The sequence below is a fragment of the Comamonas sediminis genome, assembly GCF_041107495.1.
Taxonomy (GTDB): domain Bacteria; phylum Pseudomonadota; class Gammaproteobacteria; order Burkholderiales; family Burkholderiaceae_C; genus Comamonas; species Comamonas sediminis.
Genome location: NZ_JBGBDC010000003.1, coordinates 287,688 through 307,174, shown reverse-complemented (window position 1 = coordinate 307,174; position 19,487 = coordinate 287,688). Strand labels below are relative to the sequence as shown.

The following is a 19,487-nucleotide window of genomic DNA, read 5'->3' as shown; positions in this document are numbered from 1 at the left end:
GGCGCTTAAAGACTCGAAGCGGCAGCGGGCTGCACAGTCTGCTCGCGCGCTGCGTGGGCATCCAGGCGCACCATGCGGGGGGGGCCGCCGGTCTCGTCGATCACATAGTCGTCCGCATAGTACTGGCGGCCACCGCCGGACTCGTAGTAGATGCGGGTCAGCAGCTCACCGATCAGGCCGGCGGCGACAAAGGTCATGCCCATCAGCACCAGCATCACGCCAATGATCAGCAAGGGCCGCCCGCCAATGCTCTCGCCCATCAGCTTGACGATGAACAGGTAGGCCAGGATCAGAAAGCCCGGCGTAGCCAGCCACAGGCCCAGTCCGCCAAAGGCGTGCAGCGGGCGCTGGCGGTAGCGCATCAGGAACACCATCAGGATCAAATCCAGAATCACGCGGAAGGTGCGGTCAATGCCGTACTTGGAGACGCCGGCCGTGCGGGCGTGGTGGCGCACTGGTACTTCAGTGATGCGGGCACCGGCATCGCGCGCCAGCGAAGGGATGAAGCGGTGCAGCTCGCCATAGAGGTGCACGCGGTCGATGATGTGGCGCCGGTAGGCCTTGAGCGCGCAGCCGTAGTCGTGGAGCTGTACGCCGGTGGCGTTGGAGATCAGGCGGTTGGCAATCTTGGACGGCAGCTTGCGCGAGATGGCCGCATCCTGGCGGTCCTTGCGCCAGCCGGAGACCATATCGACGCTCGGGTCGGTCTCCAGGCGGTTGAGCAGCAGAGGAATGTCGTCGGGCTCGTTTTGCAGGTCGGCGTCCAGGGTCACCACATAGCGGCCCTGCACCCGGTCAAAACCGGCCTGCAACGCGCTGGACTGGCCATAGTTGCGCGCGAGGATCACCGGGCGCAGCCAGGGGCGCGTGGCAGCCAGCTCCAGCAGGCGCTTGGCGCTGTCGTCCTTGGAGCCATCGTCGACGGCAATCAGCTCATAGCTCAGCGGCTGCGAGCGCATGGCCGCGTCAATCCGGTCGACCAGGGCGATCAGATTGTCGAACTCGTTGTAGATGGGGACGACGATGGAAACAGCAGGGAACATAAAGGGCACATTGCAAAAAGCCGCTCAAACAGGCGGCTGGGCCGGTACCGGAAACGGTATGCGGCGCAGCCCAACCGGGGTGGGCGACTCTTCTGGCATTGGTAAAACAGCGGTCGCCTATACTACCTGATCCGCTTTTTCCTCTGCTGCTGATGCGACAGGCTGGTGCCGCGCCTTGGGGCTGCGGGCCCTGTGTGCACCTGCATTTCGTGTTTCTGCCATGACGTCTGCGTCCCCCTCCCCCGCCAAAGATTGGCAGTCCCAGCTCTATCGCCACCCGCTGGCCTGGGTGCTGCTGCTGGCCTGTGCGCATGTCATCTCGCGCGTGGCCATCTCGGACGGCATGAAATGGGACGAGTCCGAACAAATCCTCTGGTCCCAGCAGTTCCTGCTGGGTTACGGCGCCCAGCCGCCCGCCTACAGCTGGCTGCAATGGCTGGTGGGCCAGCTGCTGGGCCCCACGGTGCTGTCGCTGTCGCTGGTCAAGCACAGCCTGATCGTGCTCACCTATGTGCTGGCCTGGCAAACCGGCCGCGCGCTGCTGCCGGCCAAGGGCGCCTTCTGGGTCGCTGGCGGCCTGCTGCTGATGCTGCCGTTTGGCTGGGACAGCGTGCGCGACCAGACCCACACCATTCTGGTGACCGCGATGACCTTTGGCGCCTGGTGGATGGCCTTGCGCCAGGTGCGCTCGCCGGCGCTGGTCAATTTTGTGGGACTGGGCATCTTCTGCGGCGTGGGCATGCTGGCCAAATACAGCTTTGCGATGCTGATCGCCGTGTTTGCCGTGGCCGCCTTCAGCGTACCCCAGGTGCGCCGGGCACTGCTGGGCCGGGGCTGGTGGCTGGCGCCGCTGATGGGGCTGCTGATCTTTGCGCCGCACGGCTACTGGCTGCTGCACCACTGGCGTGAGGCCACGACCGAAACCATCCACAAGATGGATATCTCCGCCCAGGTGTCCCACCTCAAGGGCCTGGGCGCCTTGGCGGCCGCCGTGTTCTCGACATTGGGGCTGTGGCTGCTGGTCAGCCTGGCCAGCTACCGCAGCCGTTTGTGGAAAACCGAGCCCGCTGCAGATGCGGCCCTGCCGGAATGGCGTGTCTGGGCCTGGCCGCTGCTGTGGCGCTACCTGGCGCTGGTGTTTGCCATCCTGGTGGGCATGGTGCTCGTGGGCGATGTCAGCAGCTTCAAGCAGCGCTGGGTGCTGCCGCTGACCGCTGTGGCGCCGCTGGCCTTGTATGTCTGGCGCCCGCGCCTGCTGGCCGATGGCGTGGGCCGGGGCTACACCACCACGGTGCTGGTGTTTGCGCTGGTCTTCTTGACCCTGGCCACCGTGCGCCCCTGGCAGTCCAACCTGCGCAAGGATCCGGACGAGCTCAACCACCCCGTCGCGCAGTTGAGCGCCGCGCTGGCGGCTGCGGGCTATGATGGCCAAGGCGTCATCGTCGGTTCGGACAACATGGTCGCGGCGATGCTGCGCTCGCGCAATCCCCGGGCCTACGCCACGGCCTGCACGGCCGAGTTTGGCCGCATGGCCGACTGCCTGGCCCAGGCCCGTGCCAAGGCCGTGCAAACCGGCAGCGGCCTGCTGTACATTGCCCGCATGGACAAGGCCACGCCCGCCTGGTGGGAGCCGGTGCTGGCCACGGCGCCCAGCATTGCCATCCAAGATCTGACCCTTCCGTTTTCCCATATGCGTGCCAGCACGCCGCCCATGCACTACCAGTTTGTGTGGCTGCCCGCACCCATCACACCATGAAACCTGTTCTCGTCACCGGCGCTGCCGGTTTTATCGGCATGCACTGCGCCTTGCGCCTGTTGGAGCGGGGCCTGCCCGTTGTCGGCATCGACAACCTCAACAGCTACTACGACGTCGCGCTCAAGCAGGCCCGGCTCGCGCAGCTGCAAAGCCATCCCCACTTCCGCTTCATCCAGCTCGATCTGGCCGACCGCGCCGGCATGGCTGCGCTGTTTGACGAGATCAAGCCCCAGCGCGTGCTGCACCTGGCCGCCCAGGCAGGGGTGCGCTACTCCATCGACCAGCCCGACGACTACACGGATTCGAACCTGCTGGGCTTTGGCCATGTGCTGCAGGGCTGCCGCAAGCACCAGGTCGCGCACCTGGTCTATGCGAGCAGCTCCAGCGTCTACGGCGGCAATGCCAAGATGCCCTATGCCGAGAGCGATGCGGTCGACCACCCGATCAGCTACTACGCGGCCACCAAGAAGGCCAACGAGCTGATGGCGCACACCTACTCGCACCTCTACCAGATGCCCACCACCGGGCTGCGCTTTTTCACGGTCTACGGGCCCTGGGGCCGGCCGGACATGGCCTTGTTCAAGTTCACCAAGGCCATGCTGGCGGGCGAGACCATCGACGTCTATGGCAATGGCCAGCTGGTGCGCGATTTCACCTTCATCGACGACATCGTCGAAGGCATTCTGCGTGTGCTGGACAAACCCGCCACGCCCGATGCCCGCTATGACCCTCTGCAGCCCAACCCGGGCACCAGCACCGCGCCCTACCGCATCTTCAACATCGGCAACAGCCAGCCGACGGTGCTGATGGACTACATCGCAGCACTGGAATCCGCGCTGGGCATGCAGGCCCACAAGCGCATGCTGCCCATCCAGCCGGGCGACATGCACAGCACCTCGGCCGACACCCAGGCCTTGCAGGCCTGGGTGCAGTTCGCCCCTTCTTTCACTGTCACAGACGGGATCCAGCGCTTTGTCGACTGGTACCGCTCGTTCTACCGCGTATGAAAGTCACTGTTTTTGGAACCGGCTATGTCGGTCTTGTTCAAGGTGCCGTGCTGGCCGATGTTGGCCACCAGGTGCTGTGTGTCGATGTCGATGCGGCCAAGGTCGCCGCGTTGCAGGCCGGCCAGATCCCCATCCATGAGCCGGGCCTGGACAAGCTCGTCACCAGCAACCATGCCAATGGCCGGCTGCGCTTTACCACCGATGCGGCCCTGGGCGTCAGCCACAGCGAGGTGATCTTCCTGGCCGTGGGCACGCCCCCCGATGAGGACGGCAGCGCCGACCTGCAGTATGTGCTGGCCGTGGCCCGCACCATTGCCCAGCACATGGATGGCCCGCGCATCGTCATCAACAAATCCACCGTGCCGGTCGGCACCGCCGACAAGGTGCGCGCCGTGATCGCCGAGGGCCTGGCCGCAAGGGGCGCCAGCTACGGTTTCGATGTGGTGTCGAACCCGGAATTCCTCAAGGAAGGCGCCGCTGTGGCCGACTGCCAGCGGCCCGACCGCATCATCATCGGCACCAGCAACTCCGCGTCAGAGGCACGGCTGCGCGAGCTGTATGCGCCCTTCAACCGCAACCACGACAAGATCGTGGTGATGGATGTGCGCAGCGCCGAGCTGACCAAGTACGCCGCCAACGCGATGCTGGCCACCAAGATCAGCTTCATGAACGAGATCGCCAACCTGGCCGAGCGCCTCGGCGCCAATGTGGAAGCGGTGCGCCGCGGCATCGGCAGCGACCCGCGCATTGGCTACCACTTCATCTACCCCGGTGTGGGTTATGGCGGCAGCTGCTTCCCCAAGGATGTGAAGGCCCTGGTGCGCACCGCCGAGGAAATCGGCTTCGACCCCTTGCTGCTCAACGCCGTCGAGGCCCGCAATGCCGCCCAGCGCCATGTGCTGTTCGAGCGCATCAGCGCCTTCTACGGCGGCCAGCTGCAGGGCAAGACGGTTGCGCTTTGGGGCCTGGCCTTCAAGCCCAACACCGATGACATGCGCGAGGCGCCCAGCCGCACCCTGCTGGAATCGCTGTGGGCCGCAGGCGCCCGCGTTCAGGCCTACGACCCCGTCGCGATGCAGGAAGCCCAGCGCATCTATGGCGCGCGCAGCGATCTGGTGCTGGCCGCCGACCCCGAGGCCACCTTGCAAGGCGCCGACTGCCTGGCCATCGTCACCGAGTGGCAGATCTTCCGCGCGCCCGATTTTGGCCAACTGGCCCAGCGCCTGCGCGACCGCATGATTTTTGATGGCCGCAACCTCTATGACCCGGCCTTGGTAGCCGGTTATGGCCTGGGCTATGTGTCCATCGGCCGCCAGCCAGTCCCGCGCAGCGAATAAGGCGCCCGCTGGTCAGCCCCAAAAAAAGCGAGTCCTAGCACTCGCTTTTTGCTGGCTGAAGGGCTGTCATAGCAGCCCGCAGCCCGCTTATTTGTCGCCCGCCACCTGGCCATCAAAGCGCATGTCGGCATAGGCCACGGTGCGGCTGCCTTTGGCCAGGCGGTAGCCCCACCAGATCAGCAGGAACACCGGCAGGCCGATATAGGTGGCAACCACGCCGCCCCAGTCGATCTGGTCCTTCAGGAAGGCCTCGTAGTTCTGCCCCAGGGTGATGACCAGGCACAGCACAAACGCAAAGATGGGGCCGAACGGGAACCAGGGCGAGACATAGGGCAGCTGCGACACCTGATGGCCCTGCGCCAGAAAGCCCTTGCGGAAGCGGTAATGGCTGATCGCAATGCCCAGCCAGGCGATGAAGCCGGTCATGCCCGACAGGTTGAGCAGCCACAGGTAGACCGTCTGCGGGCTGAACAGAAAGCTGAAAAAGCACAGGCCGGCCATCACCGTGGTCGCCAGCAAGGCCATCACCGGCACGCCGTGGCGCGAGAGGCGGCCAAAAATGCGCGGGGCCATGCCCTGGCAGGCGAGGGTGTAGAGCATGCGGGTGGAGGCATACATGCCCGAGTTACCGGCCGACAGCACCGAGGTCAGCACCACGGCATTCATGATGACGGCCGCCGACAGCAGGCCCGCCTTCTCAAACACCAGGGTGAAGGGGCTGACGCTGATATCGCCCACATCGTTGCGCAACAGGTGAGGGTCGGTATAGGCAACCAGCGAGCCGATCACCGCAATGGCCAGCACGTAGAACAGCAGAATGCGCCAGAACACCTGGCGCACTGCGCGCGGAATGTTCTTGGCAGGGTTCTCGGACTCGGCCGCTGCAATGCCGATCAGCTCGGTGCCCTGGAAGGAAAAGCCCACGATCATCGCCACACCGATCAGGGCCGCAAAGCCACCGGCAAACGGCGCATCGGCCACCTGCCAGTTGGCGATGGCGCCCCAGACGCCGTCGGCCGGGCCGCCTTTGAGAATGCCAAAAATCATCGCCACACCCAGCGCAATGAACACCAGCACCGTCGTCACCTTGATCGCCGCGAACCAGTACTCGGCCTCGCCAAAACCTCGCACCGAGATGGCATTGAGGGCCACCATCAGCATCAGGAACAGCGCGCTCCACCAGTAGCCCGGCACATCGGGGAACCAGTAGGCCATCACCAGCTGCGAGGCCACCAGGTCCACCGCAATCGTGATCGCCCAGTTGTACCAGTAGTTCCAGCCCAGCGCGAAGCCAAAGCCCTCGTCCACGTAGCGCGCGCCATAGGTGGCAAACGAGCCCGACACCGGCATGAAGGCCGCCAGCTCGCCCAGGCTGGTCATCAGGAAGTAGACCATCAGGCCGATGATGCCATAGGCCAGCAGCGCCCCGCCGGGCCCCGCCTGCGCAATGGTGGCACCCGATGCCACAAACAGCCCCGTACCGATGGAGCCACCAATGGCAATCATCGACAAATGGCGTGCCTTGAGATCACGGCGCAGTTCATTGACTGGCGCGCAAGAAGAGGGAGACCCAGAACCCGGCATAAACAAAAAAGCATGGCCGCAAGCGCCATGCCGACAATGACAAGGCCGCCATTATCGGGTTTTCCCCTGGCCTGCGGTAGTGGCCGCCCACAATTCCGCTACAGGGCCTGTGTTTCCCTCTCGCGGTCCAGGTCTCAGGCCAAGGTCAGGGTCTGGCTGATCGACCACGGCTGGCCCGGCACCAGCAGCACCGGCGTGTCGATGCTCGCGGCCTCCACACAGAGCATCTGGCGCCAGCCGTCATCGGGCATATCGGCCAGGCTGTGGCTCAGTCGTACGCCCGGGTTCCAGACCACCACCTCGCTGGCCGTGCTGCTGTGGGCAATCTCCAGCCTGCGGCCGCCGGGCAGATCGGGCTGCTCAAGCTGCAGCACCGTGCCCGCTGCGCCAGGCGTGGAGAACACCCGGTCAAAGCCCTGCTCAGTGGTCGCGGCAAAGCCCACATCGCCCGGCGGCTGCACAAAGCGGGTATCGGCCAGCGCATCCCAGCAGGCCAGGCCCTGCAGACCGGAAAGCGCCGTTTGCGCCACATCGTCGACCTGCAGGTAGCTGTGCAGCGCGCAGGTCATCGACCAAGGTACCTCGTCGGTGTTCTGTACATCCAGGCCAATGGTGAGCTGGCGGGCATGCACCGTGATGCGCAACCGGGCATCAAAGGCATGCGGCCAAAAGGCCCGGGTGGCCGCGCTGTCCGTCAGCTGCATCACGATACCGTCCTCATCGGCCTGCAGCATCTGCCAGCGCAGGTTGCGCGCAAAGCCATGCTTGGGCAAAGGCCCGCGCACATTGAACTGTGGAAAGCACACCGGCACGCCGCCGCGAATGGCGGCCTGGCCATCGCGCAGGCTGGCGGGGCTCAGGTACAGGTGCTCGCGGCCATCAGCCGTCTTCCAGGACAACAGCTGCGCGCCCTGCTCCGCCACCACGGCCGACGATCCATCGGCCCACTGGGCACACCAGGCGGGAAAGCCTTCGTAGCTGATTCGGGTCCACGCATGCGCCATCTGTTTTGCTCCTGTGAAGGCAGCCATTGTGACATTGGCAGCGGCCCTGGCCGCCGCTGGCAAGCCATACAGCGGACAGTAAAAAGGACAGCCGTAGCTGTCCTTGGTAGATGCGGTATTGAAGCAAGTGCCCCGCCGCAGCCGGGCACGCTGGCTATCAATATTCCCAGAAAATGCGCTGGATTTCCTTGGGGTCGTTGGTCTTGGTCAGTGCCAATGCGGCCAGCAGACGGGCTTTTTCCGGACGCAGGTCATGCGCAACTACCCAGTCGTACTTGTCATCCGGCTGCTCTGCATTGCGCAGCACAAAGCCATAAGGCACACGTGCCGAGCGGATCACCTGCACGCCCTTGCTGCGCGCTTCCTGCAGTGCAGGCACGATGCGGTCTGCCACCGAGCCATTGCCGGTGCCGGCATGCACGATCGCCTTGGCGCCGGTGCCGACGAAGGCATCGATCGCGGTGCGCGGCACATTGCCGTAGCTGTAGACCACTTCCACCGCCGGCAGGCTGGTTATGGAGTCGATGTTGAACTCGGACTGCATCGTGTGGCGCTTGACCGGGGCACGGAACCAGTAGTTCTTGCCCTCGACCACCATGCCCAGCGGACCCCACTGGCTTTGGAACGCGCTGGTCTTGATGTTCACATCCTTGTTCACATCCCGCGCGGTCTGGATCTCGTCATTCATCGTCACGACCACGCCCTTGCCTTCGGCATCCTTGGAGGCGGCGACGCTGACGGCGTTGACCAGGTTCAAAGCGCCATCGGCCGACAGCGCCGTGCCTGGGCGCATCGAACCGACCACGACGATGGGCTTGTTGGTGTGCACCGTCAGGCTCAGAAAGTAGGCCGTCTCGGCCAGGGTGTCGGTACCGTGGGTGATGACCACACCGTCGACATCCGGCTGCTTGACCAGCGCGGAGACGCGCTTGGCCAGCACCAGCAGGTTGTCATTGGTAAAGCTCTCGGATGCAATCTGGAAGACCTGCTCACCGCGCACCTGGGCCACCTTGGACAGCTCCGGCAGGCCTGCCAGCAGCTTGTCGACCGGTACCTTGGCGGCACTGTAGGTGGCGCTGTTCATCGCCGATGCACCGGCGCCAGCAATCGTGCCACCGGTGGCCAGCACGACGACATTGCGCTGGCCTTGCTGTGCGGGCTGGCTCGCAGCTGCGGGAGCAGCGGCAGCCGCAACGGGAGTCGCAGGAGCGGACTCCACCATCTTGGTGGATTGCGGGCTGCTGGCGCAGGCGCCCAGGCTCAAGCTGATCGCCAGGGTCACGGCACTCAGTGCGGGAAGCCTCCAGCGGGCGTTCTGGGATGAATGGGTCATCGATTGGGATGGCATCAGTAGCACCTCGTGTCAAAAGCCGCTATCTTAGAAACTGTGTGCGGGCCGCGCATTGGTGAACACACCTATGGTTTTTTGCAAGCCCATAGGCTCCAAGATTGACGCCCAGGCGACGATTCGCCGACACAAAGACACAGACATATCTAGGGCTATGTTGGCCGCCGGCCAAGGGGGTTGCCAGCGCCGCTAGACTTGCCGGATCGGGGTTGTTACCACTGTCAATATCAACAGGTTCTGGCGTTGCGCAAGCCGCAGCAGCCAGGCCGCAGGTCTGCGCGGTGTGCCTGCCTGTTGCGCACGGCACAGGCACGGCCGCAGGCCCATTGCAGGAGAAGAGTGCATGTTTTCGTTTTTCGAGCGGCGGGTGCCGCCCTATCCCAGCGCCGAGCCCCAGGTTCCGCCCAAGGGGTTTTTTGCTTTCATGTGGGCCTGTACCCAGGGCATGCGTGGCTGGATCGGCCTGCTCACGGCCACATCGGCGCTGCTGGCCGTCTATGAAGCGATGCTGTTTGCGGTGATGGGCCATGTGGTCGACTGGCTGGCAACGATGTCGCCCAACAACTTCTGGGCTGAGCAGGGCGGCACCGTGCTGGGCATCGTCGGCGTGCTGCTGGGCAGTGTGCTGCTGCTGGCGCTGCACACGCAGGTGATGCACCAGGTGCTGGCCATCAACTTTCCGATGCGGCTGCGCTGGGTCTTCCACCGGCTGATGCTGGGCCAGAGCATGTCCTTCTACGCCGACGAGTTTGCCGGCCGCATTACGACCAAGATCATGCAGACGGCGCTGTCCGTGCGCGAAGTGGTGTTCATGATTGTCGATGTGCTGGTCGGCGTGAGCGTCTACATGATCGGTATCCTGGTCCTCGCAGCCAGCTTTGAATGGCGGCTGATGATTCCGTTCCTGCTGTGGCTGCTGGCCTATATCGGCGCCTGCTTCTTCTTTGTGCCGCGCCTGGGCAAGATCGGCAAGGCCCAGGCCGATGCGCGCTCGATGATGACCGGCCGCGTGACCGACGCCTATACGAATATCGCCACCGTCAAGCTGTTCGCCCATACCAAGCGCGAGGCCGAGTACGCCCGCAGCGCGATGGAAGCCTTCAAGCAGACCGGCCATGCGCAAATGCGCCTGGTGAGCCTGTTCGAGATCACCAACCACCTGATGATCACCCTGCTGCTGCTGGGTGCCTCGGGTACCGCGCTGTACCTGTGGCTCAATGGCCAGGCCAGCGCCGGCGTGGTGGCCGCCGTGATCGCGATGGCACTGCGCCTGATGGGCTATTCGCATTGGGTAATGTGGCAGATGACGGGGCTGTTTGAAAACGTCGGCACCATCCAGGACGGCATCAACACCTTGACCAAGCCGCGCAGCATTGTCGATGCCAGCGACGCCAAGCCGCTGGTGGTGCAGCAAGGCCGCATCGAGTTCGACAACGTCAGCTTTGCCTACAAGGATGCCGGACGCCCGGTCATCGACCAGCTGAACCTGACCATCAACCCCGGCGAGCGCATCGGCCTCATTGGCCGCTCGGGCGCCGGCAAGTCGACCCTGGTCAACCTGCTGCTGCGCTTCCACGATCTGGCCGGTGGGCAGATCCGCATCGATGGGCAGGACATCGCCAAGGTCACGCAGGACAGCCTGCGCAGCAATATCGGCATGGTGACGCAGGACACCTCGCTGCTGCACCGCTCGATGCGCGACAACATCCTGTATGGCCGCCCCGATGCCAGCGAAGAAGACATGCGCCGCGCCACCGAGCGGGCCGAGGCCTCGGACTTCATCAGCACCCTGAGCGACCGCTTTGGCCGCACCGGCTACGACGCCCAGGTGGGTGAGCGCGGCGTCAAGCTCTCGGGCGGCCAGCGCCAGCGCGTGGCCATTGCCCGCGTGATGCTGAAGGACGCGCCCATCCTGCTGCTGGACGAGGCTACCAGCGCGTTGGACAGCGAGGTCGAAGCCGCCATCCAGGAAAGCCTGGACAGCCTCATGCATGGCAAGACCGTCATCGCGATCGCGCACCGCCTGTCCACCATCGCCGCGATGGACCGCTTGATCGTCATGGACAAGGGCCAGATCATCGAGCAGGGCAGCCACCAGCAACTGCTGGCCCAAGGCGGCATCTATGCCAAGCTCTGGGCCCACCAGAGTGGCGGCTTCCTGGCCGAGCCGGTCGATGGACCTTTGTAGGCAACACCATGACCATCGAGCTGAAAAAGGACGTGCACGACCGTGCCGTCCAATCCATCGAACGCTACTTCGAGCAGACCCAGGGCGAGCGCATCGGCAACATGACGGCCTCGGCCCTGCTCGGCTTCTTCCTGCAGGAAATCGGGCCCAGCCTCTACAACCAGGGCGTAGCCGATGCCCAGGCCCGTATGCACGAGCGCCTGCAGGAGCTCGACTACGAGGTGCATGAGGACGAGTTTGGCTATTGGAAAAGCCCCGCAACGCCCAAACGGGGATTGCGGGGCTGAGCGGCCTGGCAGCACCCGCCTGCGCGGACAGCGCTGCCCGTTACCGCTGCGCTGAAGGGCAGGCGCGGTGGCAAGGCGCTCAGGGTTTGAGCAGCACCTTGCCTTTGCGGCCGGGCTGCAGGCTGGCCGCTGCGGCCTGGGCCGCATCGGCCAGGTCATAGATGGCCTCGGTCGGCAGCTTGAGCTCCCCGCCCAGGATGCGCTGCATCAGCTCGCCCAGCAGGCGCCGCTTGTCCTGCGCGGACATGGCCTCGCTCACCTTGCTGCCCCAAAAGCCTTTGACGGTGGCCTGTTTGAATATCATCGCGCCCGAGTCGATCTGCATCGGCTCGCCCGCCATGGTGCCGAATGACACCAGGGTGCCGCCCTCGCCCAACAATGCCAGCAGCGCGGCGCTGGCCGCTCCGCCGATCGAATCAACGGCCGCATGGGCGCCGCCCGGACCCAGCAGAGCGCTGGCGCTTTGCTGCCAGCCGTCCTGTGCGGTCGACAGCACATGGGCGATCCCCAGACCGCTCAGCTCCTGCACACCCGCGTCGCGGCGCACCAGGTTGAGTACCTGCACACCGCGTGCGCTCGCCAGCATCGCCAGTGTCTTGCCGACCGCGCCGTTGGCCGTGTTCTGGGCAATCCACTGCCCCGGCGCGACCTGCAGGAACTCCAGCAGCATCAGCGCGCTGAGCGGCATCGCGATGAGCTGTGCCGCCACGTCGTCGGGGATGGCGTCAGGCACCGGCACCAGCTGGCGTGCGGGGGCCAGAAAGTACTCGGCCCAGGTGCCGTGAACCCCGGCGACGGCCACGCGCTGTCCCACGGTGACGCCCTCGACGTCCGGCCCCAGCGCCTCGACCATGCCGACCGCCTCACTGCCGCCAATCGCCGGCAACTCGGGCTTGTAGCCATAGCGGCCCCGGATGGTCCACAGGTCATGGTTATGGATAGGCGCCAGCAAGGTCTGGATGCGGACTTCGCCAGCAGCCGGCTCGGGCTTGGGCAGGCTGCCCAGGCTCAGCACGTCGGAAGGCTCGCCAAAGGTGGTATGCATCGCACTGCGCATGGTGTGTCCTTTCAAGCCAGTTGGGTGAGCAAGGCCTCGGCCACCGCTTCGCTGCTCGCAGGGTTCTGGCCGGTGACCAAGGGACCGTCCACCTCCACATGCACCTGCCAATCGGCGCCTTTGCGGTAATCGCCGCCCAAGCCTTTGAACGCATCTTCCAGAAGAAAGGGCACCACAGCCGTCAAGCCGACCGCCTCTTCTTCGCTGTTGCTAAAGCCGGTCACGCGCCGGCCCGCCACCAGCGGTTGTCCACCGGCGGTCTTGACCTTGATGAGTGCACCCGGGGCATGGCAGACCAGACCCAGTGGCTTGCCTGCCCGCGCAAAGGATTCCAGCAGCGCGATGGAGTGCGCATCCTGGGCCAGATCCCACAGCGGGCCATGGCCGCCAGGGTAGAAGACGGCATCGAAGTCATCGGGCTGGATCTGTGCCAGTGGCACGGTCTTGGCCAGCGCCGCCTGGGCCTGCGGATCCTTGCGGAAGCGCTCGGTGGCAGGCGTCTGGGCATCGGGCTCGTCACTCTTGGGGTCTAGAGGCGGCTGTCCGCCCAGCGGAGATGCCAGCGTGATCTGGGCACCCGCGTCCTGGAAGACGTAATAGGGCGCGGCAAATTCTTCGAGCCAGAAGCCCGTCTTGCGGCCCGTGTCGCCAAGACGGTCGTGCGAGGTCAGTACAAACAGAACTTTCATGGGGAACTCCTTGGAGGTTAATGCGCAGGGGTGGAGGAGGATGCAGAGGCCGCCGCTTCGCAGCGCAGCAGGTGCACGGTCGCAAGCCGCGCCTGTTGCAGTGACGATCGGTCCTGGCTCAGCTTGGCGAGCAAGGCTGCGCCCAGCCACATCTGGTACAGCACATGCGCCAGGCCCAGCGACGGCGCACCAGCGGGCAAGGAGCCATCGGCCCTTGCCTCGTCAATCCATGCGGCAATCCGGGCCAGCAGGCGCTGCACCCCGGTGTCCAGCACCCGCCGCATGTCTTCGGACAGATCGGCCACCTCGGCTGCCAGCTTGACGACCAGGCATTCCTCGGCCCAGCCGCAGCCGGCATCGCCGGGTGCTTCTATCCAGGCATCCCAGTAGCGCATCAGGCGTTGATAGCCCGTGCCTTCTGCGGCCTGCAGCCCGTCGACCTTGCGGCCATAGCCATCGACATACTGCTGGAGCAGCGCGCAGCCAAAAGCCTCTTTCGACGGGAAGTAGTGGTAGAACGAACCTTTGGGGACGTTGCAGGTCTTCAGGATTTCCAGCAAGCCCAGGGCAGCAAAGCCTTTGCGCAGCACGAGCTGGTGACCGGTATCGAGGATGTGCTGGCGGGTCGCTTCCGCCTTCTTGGTCAGGGTCATGTGCTGCATTGTAGTTAAAAATAGACCAGTCGTCTATTTCTTGTGAATCTAGACCTGCCAAAAGGCGGCAGCAGATGCAGCCACACGGGCAGCCCCCACCAAGGCGCCACCTGCACCCGGCCCGCCCTGCGCATCCGGCGGCCACTGACAGCCGATCCGCGCCAGCGCCCGCCCCAGATGCTGCGGCATGTCTTAAGCTTGCAGTCTTGCCTTGGCGCGCCAGCCCCACAGAAAGCCTGCCCGATGACCGATCTCTCTTCGATGCCCGACCCCGAGGCAGCCGTACAGCGGCTGGCGCAGTTCTATCAGCAGCTCGCGCCTTCCGATCTTGACAGGCTGGGCGACTACTATGCGGCGGATGCCTTTTTCAAGGATCCATTCAATACGGTGCGCGGCGTGCCCGCCATTACCGCCATCTTTGTGCATATGTTTGCGGCCTTGCAGGAGCCGCGCTTTGTCATCACACGCACACTGGCGCGGGACCGCAGCGCAGCGCTGGAATGGGAATTCCACTTTCGCTTCCAGCGCTGGCGCCCCCAAGTGGCGCAGTGCATAAGAGGTGTGTCGTGGCTGAGCCTGGATGCCCAGGGGCGCGTCTCACACCACCGCGATTACTGGGATACCGCCGAAGAGGTGTATGAGAAATTGCCGGCACTGGGCGTGCTGATGCGCTGGCTGCGCCGCAGTGGCTCGGCGCCAGCGGCCAACGCGGGCGGTCCGCCGAGCGGCGCGTGACCGGTGCGCGGCGTGCCGTGCCGAGTGCGGTGCGGACGGCAGCGCCGCAGACGCGCCCGCCTCAGCGCAGGCCAGGTGCAGCGGCCGCTCCCGTCAGGCCGTCAAAGGTGGTCCCGGTCACCCAGTCAATGATCTGGTCATGGGTGTACTGGCCCGACTCGTTGAGCAGGCCCAGCACCGGATCGCAGGCACGCGCAAACAAGGTATAGAGCACCAGTTCGGCAGGCAAGGCCGCTGGCAGTTGGCCGCCGGTCTGGGCCTCGGTGATCCAGATGCTGAGCCGGTTGCTCAGCGCAATGAGGCGGTCCATGTAGGCATCGTTGGATTGCAGCGACGCGCTGAGGTTGGAGTTTTGCGCCGGAAGCGAGGGCATTTGCCCTTCCAGCTGGGTGCGCATGGCCCAGCGCACCACCGCCTTCAACTGCTCCAGTGCCCCAATGGGCTCGCCGGACTCCGCCGCCTCTTCGGCCGCAGTGCGCAAGCCATCGACAAAGGCCAACGCGCGGTCCAGCACCCCGACCATCGCAGCGCCGGCCAATTCCTCCTTCGACGTGAACAGCTTGTAGAGACTGGCCTTGGCCATGCCCGCTTCCGCCGCCACCTCGTCGACGGTCATCGCGTCGTAGCCCTTGGTCGCGAGCAGCCGGTTGACCGCCGTCACGATGGCCTCTTCACGCACACGCTGTATTTGTTCCTTGATGGCAGACCGAGCATTCATGCCGCCATTTTATGACGTCGAAGGTCAGGAAGAAAACTAAATGGTGCAAATTTGATATTTGTGGTTTATAGTGTGAACTCATCAGTTCAACAATTGATCTTTGAGGTTCAAACGTTTGGCTGTCGTATCTACAAGGGGCCTTTCATGCAACGCATCGCTGTCATCGGATCGGGCATCTCTGGGCTGGCCGCTGCCGCCCACCTGGCCCGCTCGCAGACATCGCACCGGGTCTGCCTGCTGGAGGGCGGCAGCCATTTCGGCGGCCATGCCAACACGGTGGACCTGCGCCTGAACGGCATCACGCACGGCGTGGACACCGGCTTTCTGGTGTTCAACCACCGCACCTACCCCTTGCTGACCCAGCTCTTCCAAGACCTGGATGTCGATACGGTCGCCTCGGAGATGTCGTTCTCCGTCCAGGTGCCCGGTGCCAACGGGGCATCCGCGCTGGAGTGGAGCGGCCGGTCCCTGGCCAGCGTGTTTGCCCAAAAACGCAATCTGCTGCGCCCGCGTTTCTGGGGCATGCTGCAGGACATCGCCCGCTTCAACCGCCTGACCACCGGGATCGCCGAGCGCGAGGCCGAGGCAGAGATGACCGCACCGATCGCTGCATTCCTGGACCAGCACCGCTTCTCTGCGGCGTTCCGCAGCGACTACCTGCTGCCGATGCTGGGCTGCATCTGGTCCTGCCCGACGGACCAGATGCTGCGCTTCCCCGTCGCCACGATGATCCGCTTCTGCCACAACCACGGCCTGATCCAGGTACGGGACCGGCCGCAGTGGTACAGCGTGCGCGCAGGCTCGCGCCAGTATGTGCGCCGCCTGCTGGCCCGCTTCACGCAGGATGGCCGCCACGAGGCACGCCTGAACACGCCGGTGCTCGGCCTGCAGCGCCACCCACAGGGCGTCATGGTGCAGATGGCCCAGGGCGCCGAATGGTTTGATGCCGTGGTTCTGGCCTGCCACAGCGACCAGGCCTTGCAGCTGCTGGGCGACGGCGCGACCGCCGCTGAACGCGCGGTGCTCGGCAGCATCCGCTACCAGCCCAACGAAGCGGTCCTGCATACCGACAGCAGCGTGCTGCCCCAGCGCCGGGCGGCCTGGGCCGCATGGAACTACGAGCGCGCAGCCGCCTCCAGCGCGGAGCAGGCGGGCGTCTGCCTGCACTACCTGATCAACCAGCTCCAGCCCCTGCCTTGGCAGCAGCCGGTGCTGGTGTCGCTCAACCCGGCGCGCCCGATTGCCGCAGACCAGGTACATGCCCGCATCCACTACAGCCACCCGGTGTTTGACCAGGCGGCCATCCTGGCCCAGCGCCAGCTGCCCCAACTGCAGGGCCAGCTGAGCACCTGGTATTGCGGTGCCTGGTGCGGCTATGGCTTCCACGAGGACGGACTGCGGTCCGGCCTGGCGGCCGCTGAGAGCCTGTGCCAGTCGCTGGCCGGCGCAGTGCCAGCCGTGCAAGCACCTATGCTGGAGGAGGCCGCATGAGCAACCGCTCGCTGATCGGCTTTGGCCACATCTGGCACCAGCGCTTGCGCCCGGTGATGCATGCCTTCCGCTACCCCGGGTACTTCCTGCTGCTGCCTTTGCGCAGCTTGCGCGACCAGCCCGATGCGGTGCTGCGCCGCAACCGGCGCGCGGCGATCAGCTTTCATGACTGCGACCATGGCGACGGCAGTGCGGACTGCCTGGCTTGGTTTGACCAGCTGCTGCAGCAGGAAGGCATCGGGGACGCGGTCGGCGAGGTCTGGCTGCACACCTTCCCGCGTGTGCTGGGCTATGCGTTCAAACCTGTCAGCTTCTGGTATGCGCACCGCGCCGATGGCTCGCTGGCCGCAGTGCTGGCTGAGGTCAATAACACCTTTGGCGAACGCCATGCCTACCTGCTGGCCGGGCCCGATCTGGCCTGGGGAACAGAACAGGTCGCGGCCAAGTGCTTCCATGTGTCGCCGTTTTGCAATGTGCAGGGCGAGTACCGCTTCCGCTTTGTGCGCAGCGACAGCCGCAACCTGGTGCAGGTCGATCTGCATGACGAGGCCGGGCCGCTGCTGCGCACCGGCGTCGCAGGCACGCTGCAGCCCTTGACCCGCACCACCGTGCGGCGCGCATTCTGGGGCATGCCCTTGATGACCTGGGGCGTCGTGTTCCGCATCCACTGGCAGGCGCTGCGCCTTTGGTGCAAACGCCTGACTTTCCACCGCAAACCCTCCGAGCCCAAGAGCCTCGTCACACGATGAACTCCACCACTGCACCCCTGCCGAGCCCGTCCGCCCCAGCCGGACGCTCCACCCCCCGCAGCGCGCGCCAGGTGCTGCAGCTGCTGGAACATCTGCCCTGCGGCCAGCTGGACCTGCAACTGCCCGATGGGCGGGTACGGCACTTCCGCCAGCAGGCCACAGCCCAGGCCGATGCACGCTGCGTCATCCACGACTGGGATGCGCTGGACCGCGTTCAGCGCTCGGGCGACATCGGATTGGCCGAAGGCTATATCGACGGCCAATGGGACAGTCCGGACCTCAGCGCGCTGCTGCGCCTGTGCATCGCCAACCGTGATCACCTGGAGCAGCTGGTGTACGGCAGCTGGTGGGGGCGGCTGGGCTTTCGGCTGCGCCACCTGCTGCGCCGCAATACGCGAGCGGGCAGTGCCAGAAACATCCATGCCCACTATGACCTGGGCAATGACTTCTACCGCCTGTTTCTCGATCCGGGCATGAGCTACAGCGCAGCCTGGTTCGTCGGGCGCGACGCCACGGCACGGGCCCAGGCCGACCTGGGCCAGGCCCAGGATGCCAAGATGCGGCAGGCGCTGCGGCAAACCGGACTGCAGCCGGGCCAGCGCCTGCTGGAGATCGGGTGTGGATGGGGCGGCCTGGCGCAGATGGCAGCCGAGGCATTTGGTGCGCAGGTCACCGGTGTGACGCTGTCGCGCGAACAGCTGCTGTGGGGACGGCAGCGCATCGCCGATGCGGGACTGGCGCATCTGGTAGATCTGCGCTACCAGGATTACCGCGACCTGGCGGCCGAGCACCAGGCGCAACCCTTTGATGCCATCGTGTCCATCGAGATGTTTGAAGCCGTGGGGCATGAATACTGGGGCAGCTACTTCCAGACGCTGCGCCAGTGCCTCAAGCCCGGCGGCCGGGCCTGCGTGCAGTCGATCACCTTGCGCAACGACCTGTTTGCACGTTACCTGCACTCGACCGACTTCATCCAGCAGTACATCTTTCCCGGGGGGCTGCTGCCCAGCACCGAAGCCTTTGAGCAGGAGGCGCTGCGGGCCGGACTGGTCGTGGAACACAAGCTGCATTTTGGCAGCGACTATGCCGAGACGCTGAGGCGCTGGCGCGACGCTTTCGAGCGCCAGCTCGATGCCGTCCGGGACCAGGGCTTTGACGAGCGTTTCATCCGTATCTGGCGCTTCTACCTCGCCTACTGCGAGGCATCGTTCGACATGGGCAATACCGATGTGGTCCAGTTCACGTTGCGCAGGCCCGACCATGCCTGACCTGCGCCGACGCCAAACCCTGTGCTGGGGCGCCAGCATTGTTGCTCTTTCCACCACTGCCATGACCCACAACCTCCTCGCTGCCACACCTGCCATCCCTGCCGAGCTGGGCACCGCCTTGCCCGGCGCGCGCCTGGTCGGCACCGGTGTGCTGCGGTTTTTTGGACTGCGGGTCTACGAGGCGCGGCTGTGGGCGCCTGCCGGCTTCAACCCGCAGGACTACGCACGCCAGCCTTTTGCGCTGGAGCTGGTCTACGACCGCAAACTCGAGGGCGAGGCGATTGCGGAGCGCTCCATTGCCGAGATGCGCCGGGTGGCGCCCTTCTCGGAGGACCAGGCCCGCCAGTGGCTGCGCATGATGAAGCAGGCCTTTCCCGATGTGGCGGCGCAGGACCGCCTGCTGGGCCTGAACGACGGCACAGGCAAGGTCGTCTTCCTGCACAACGGGCGCGAGACCGCCGCCATTGACGATGCGCTGTACGCGCGCCTGTTCTTTGGCATCTGGCTGTCGGAGCAAACCAGCGCACCGGCACTGCGCGCTGCGCTGCTGGGCCAGGGCTGAGGACGGTCCGC

The 19,487-nt window shown here is 65.2% G+C and carries 18 protein-coding genes; 10 read left to right on the top strand and 8 right to left on the bottom strand.

Annotation, left to right across the window (positions count from 1 at the left end; genetic code table 11):
* Positions 1–5 precede the first annotated feature (5 nt).
* Positions 6–1,043, bottom strand: coding sequence for a glycosyltransferase family 2 protein (locus AB7A72_RS09030; RefSeq protein WP_369459686.1), 1,038 nt, complete (start codon positions 1,041–1,043; stop codon positions 6–8).
* A gap of 220 nt (positions 1,044–1,263) precedes the next feature.
* On the opposite strand from AB7A72_RS09030, the gene AB7A72_RS09025 reads away from it, so the two are divergent.
* The 3 genes from AB7A72_RS09025 to AB7A72_RS09015 are packed head-to-tail and all read left to right on the top strand — an operon-like array spanning position 1,264 to position 5,143.
* The gene (locus AB7A72_RS09025) at positions 1,264–2,799 is read left to right on the top strand and encodes an ArnT family glycosyltransferase (RefSeq protein ID WP_369459685.1); all 1,536 of its coding nucleotides are present in this window, start codon (positions 1,264–1,266) and stop codon (positions 2,797–2,799) included.
* Positions 2,796–3,806 (top strand): NAD-dependent epimerase, encoded by a 1,011-nt coding sequence (locus AB7A72_RS09020; protein ID WP_369459684.1) that lies wholly within the window; start codon positions 2,796–2,798, stop codon positions 3,804–3,806. The genes AB7A72_RS09025 and AB7A72_RS09020 overlap by 4 nt, the downstream gene beginning before the upstream one ends.
* Positions 3,803–5,143 carry a UDP-glucose dehydrogenase family protein gene (locus AB7A72_RS09015; RefSeq protein WP_369459683.1) on the top strand — a complete coding sequence of 447 codons (1,341 nt, stop codon included), beginning with the start codon at positions 3,803–3,805 and terminating at the stop codon, positions 5,141–5,143. Before AB7A72_RS09020 ends, AB7A72_RS09015 begins: the two co-directional genes overlap by 4 nt.
* Positions 5,144–5,230: 87 nt before the next feature.
* Here AB7A72_RS09015 and AB7A72_RS09010 read toward each other — a convergent pair whose 3' ends face one another.
* From AB7A72_RS09010 to AB7A72_RS09000, 3 genes are all read right to left on the bottom strand, one after another.
* The gene (locus tag AB7A72_RS09010; protein ID WP_369459682.1) at positions 5,231–6,727 is read right to left on the bottom strand and encodes an amino acid permease; all 1,497 of its coding nucleotides are present in this window, start codon (positions 6,725–6,727) and stop codon (positions 5,231–5,233) included.
* Positions 6,728–6,861: 134 nt separating this feature from the next.
* Positions 6,862–7,731: a D-hexose-6-phosphate mutarotase gene (locus AB7A72_RS09005; protein ID WP_369459681.1), complete on the bottom strand. Its 870-nt coding sequence runs from the start codon at positions 7,729–7,731 to the stop codon at positions 6,862–6,864.
* Between the two features lie 157 nt (positions 7,732–7,888).
* Positions 7,889–8,953: a type II asparaginase gene (locus AB7A72_RS09000; RefSeq protein WP_239812774.1), complete on the bottom strand. Its 1,065-nt coding sequence runs from the start codon at positions 8,951–8,953 to the stop codon at positions 7,889–7,891.
* Positions 8,954–9,422: 469 nt separating this feature from the next.
* On the opposite strand from AB7A72_RS09000, the gene AB7A72_RS08995 reads away from it, so the two are divergent.
* Together AB7A72_RS08995 and AB7A72_RS08990 are read left to right on the top strand one after the other, a co-directional pair.
* Positions 9,423–11,267, top strand: a complete 1,845-nt coding sequence (locus tag AB7A72_RS08995) for an ABC transporter ATP-binding protein (protein ID WP_239809529.1) — start codon at positions 9,423–9,425, stop codon at positions 11,265–11,267.
* Positions 11,268–11,275: 8 nt separating this feature from the next.
* Positions 11,276–11,554 carry a DUF2164 domain-containing protein gene (locus tag AB7A72_RS08990; protein WP_239809530.1) on the top strand — a complete coding sequence of 93 codons (279 nt, stop codon included), beginning with the start codon at positions 11,276–11,278 and terminating at the stop codon, positions 11,552–11,554.
* Positions 11,555–11,633: 79 nt separating this feature from the next.
* Here the strand turns inward: AB7A72_RS08990 and AB7A72_RS08985 are convergent, their stop codons facing one another.
* Genes AB7A72_RS08985 through AB7A72_RS08975 form a run of 3 tightly spaced genes read right to left on the bottom strand, consistent with a single transcriptional unit; the run spans position 11,634 to position 13,953 of the window.
* Positions 11,634–12,611, bottom strand: coding sequence for a zinc-binding dehydrogenase (locus tag AB7A72_RS08985; RefSeq protein ID WP_312463160.1), 978 nt, complete (start codon positions 12,609–12,611; stop codon positions 11,634–11,636).
* An 11-nt stretch (positions 12,612–12,622) separates the two neighbouring features.
* Complete coding sequence (locus AB7A72_RS08980; protein ID WP_312463161.1) at positions 12,623–13,300, bottom strand: type 1 glutamine amidotransferase domain-containing protein; 678 nt, start codon at positions 13,298–13,300, stop codon at positions 12,623–12,625.
* Positions 13,301–13,317: 17 nt separating this feature from the next.
* Positions 13,318–13,953 carry a TetR/AcrR family transcriptional regulator gene (locus AB7A72_RS08975; RefSeq protein ID WP_239809533.1) on the bottom strand — a complete coding sequence of 212 codons (636 nt, stop codon included), beginning with the start codon at positions 13,951–13,953 and terminating at the stop codon, positions 13,318–13,320.
* 243 nt (positions 13,954–14,196) lie between these two features.
* Between AB7A72_RS08975 and AB7A72_RS08970 the strand changes: the two genes are divergently transcribed.
* On the top strand, positions 14,197–14,688 hold the full coding sequence (locus AB7A72_RS08970; protein WP_369459680.1) for a nuclear transport factor 2 family protein: 492 nt from the start codon (positions 14,197–14,199) through the stop codon (positions 14,686–14,688).
* Positions 14,689–14,749: 61 nt separating this feature from the next.
* On the opposite strand, the gene AB7A72_RS08965 is transcribed toward AB7A72_RS08970, so the two are convergent.
* Positions 14,750–15,406, bottom strand: coding sequence for a TetR/AcrR family transcriptional regulator (locus tag AB7A72_RS08965; protein WP_369459679.1), 657 nt, complete (start codon positions 15,404–15,406; stop codon positions 14,750–14,752).
* Between the two features lie 144 nt (positions 15,407–15,550).
* On the opposite strand from AB7A72_RS08965, the gene AB7A72_RS08960 reads away from it, so the two are divergent.
* From AB7A72_RS08960 to AB7A72_RS08945, 4 genes are read left to right on the top strand one after another with little or no spacing between them, the layout of a single operon-like run.
* Positions 15,551–16,897 carry an NAD(P)/FAD-dependent oxidoreductase gene (locus AB7A72_RS08960; RefSeq protein ID WP_369459678.1) on the top strand — a complete coding sequence of 449 codons (1,347 nt, stop codon included), beginning with the start codon at positions 15,551–15,553 and terminating at the stop codon, positions 16,895–16,897.
* Positions 16,894–17,646 carry a DUF1365 domain-containing protein gene (locus AB7A72_RS08955; RefSeq protein WP_369459677.1) on the top strand — a complete coding sequence of 251 codons (753 nt, stop codon included), beginning with the start codon at positions 16,894–16,896 and terminating at the stop codon, positions 17,644–17,646. Before AB7A72_RS08960 ends, AB7A72_RS08955 begins: the two co-directional genes overlap by 4 nt.
* Positions 17,643–18,914, top strand: coding sequence for a class I SAM-dependent methyltransferase (locus tag AB7A72_RS08950; RefSeq protein WP_369459676.1), 1,272 nt, complete (start codon positions 17,643–17,645; stop codon positions 18,912–18,914). Before AB7A72_RS08955 ends, AB7A72_RS08950 begins: the two co-directional genes overlap by 4 nt.
* Positions 18,907–19,476: a chalcone isomerase family protein gene (locus AB7A72_RS08945; RefSeq protein WP_369459675.1), complete on the top strand. Its 570-nt coding sequence runs from the start codon at positions 18,907–18,909 to the stop codon at positions 19,474–19,476. The genes AB7A72_RS08950 and AB7A72_RS08945 overlap by 8 nt, the downstream gene beginning before the upstream one ends.
* The last annotated feature ends 11 nt before the right edge of the window (positions 19,477–19,487 follow it).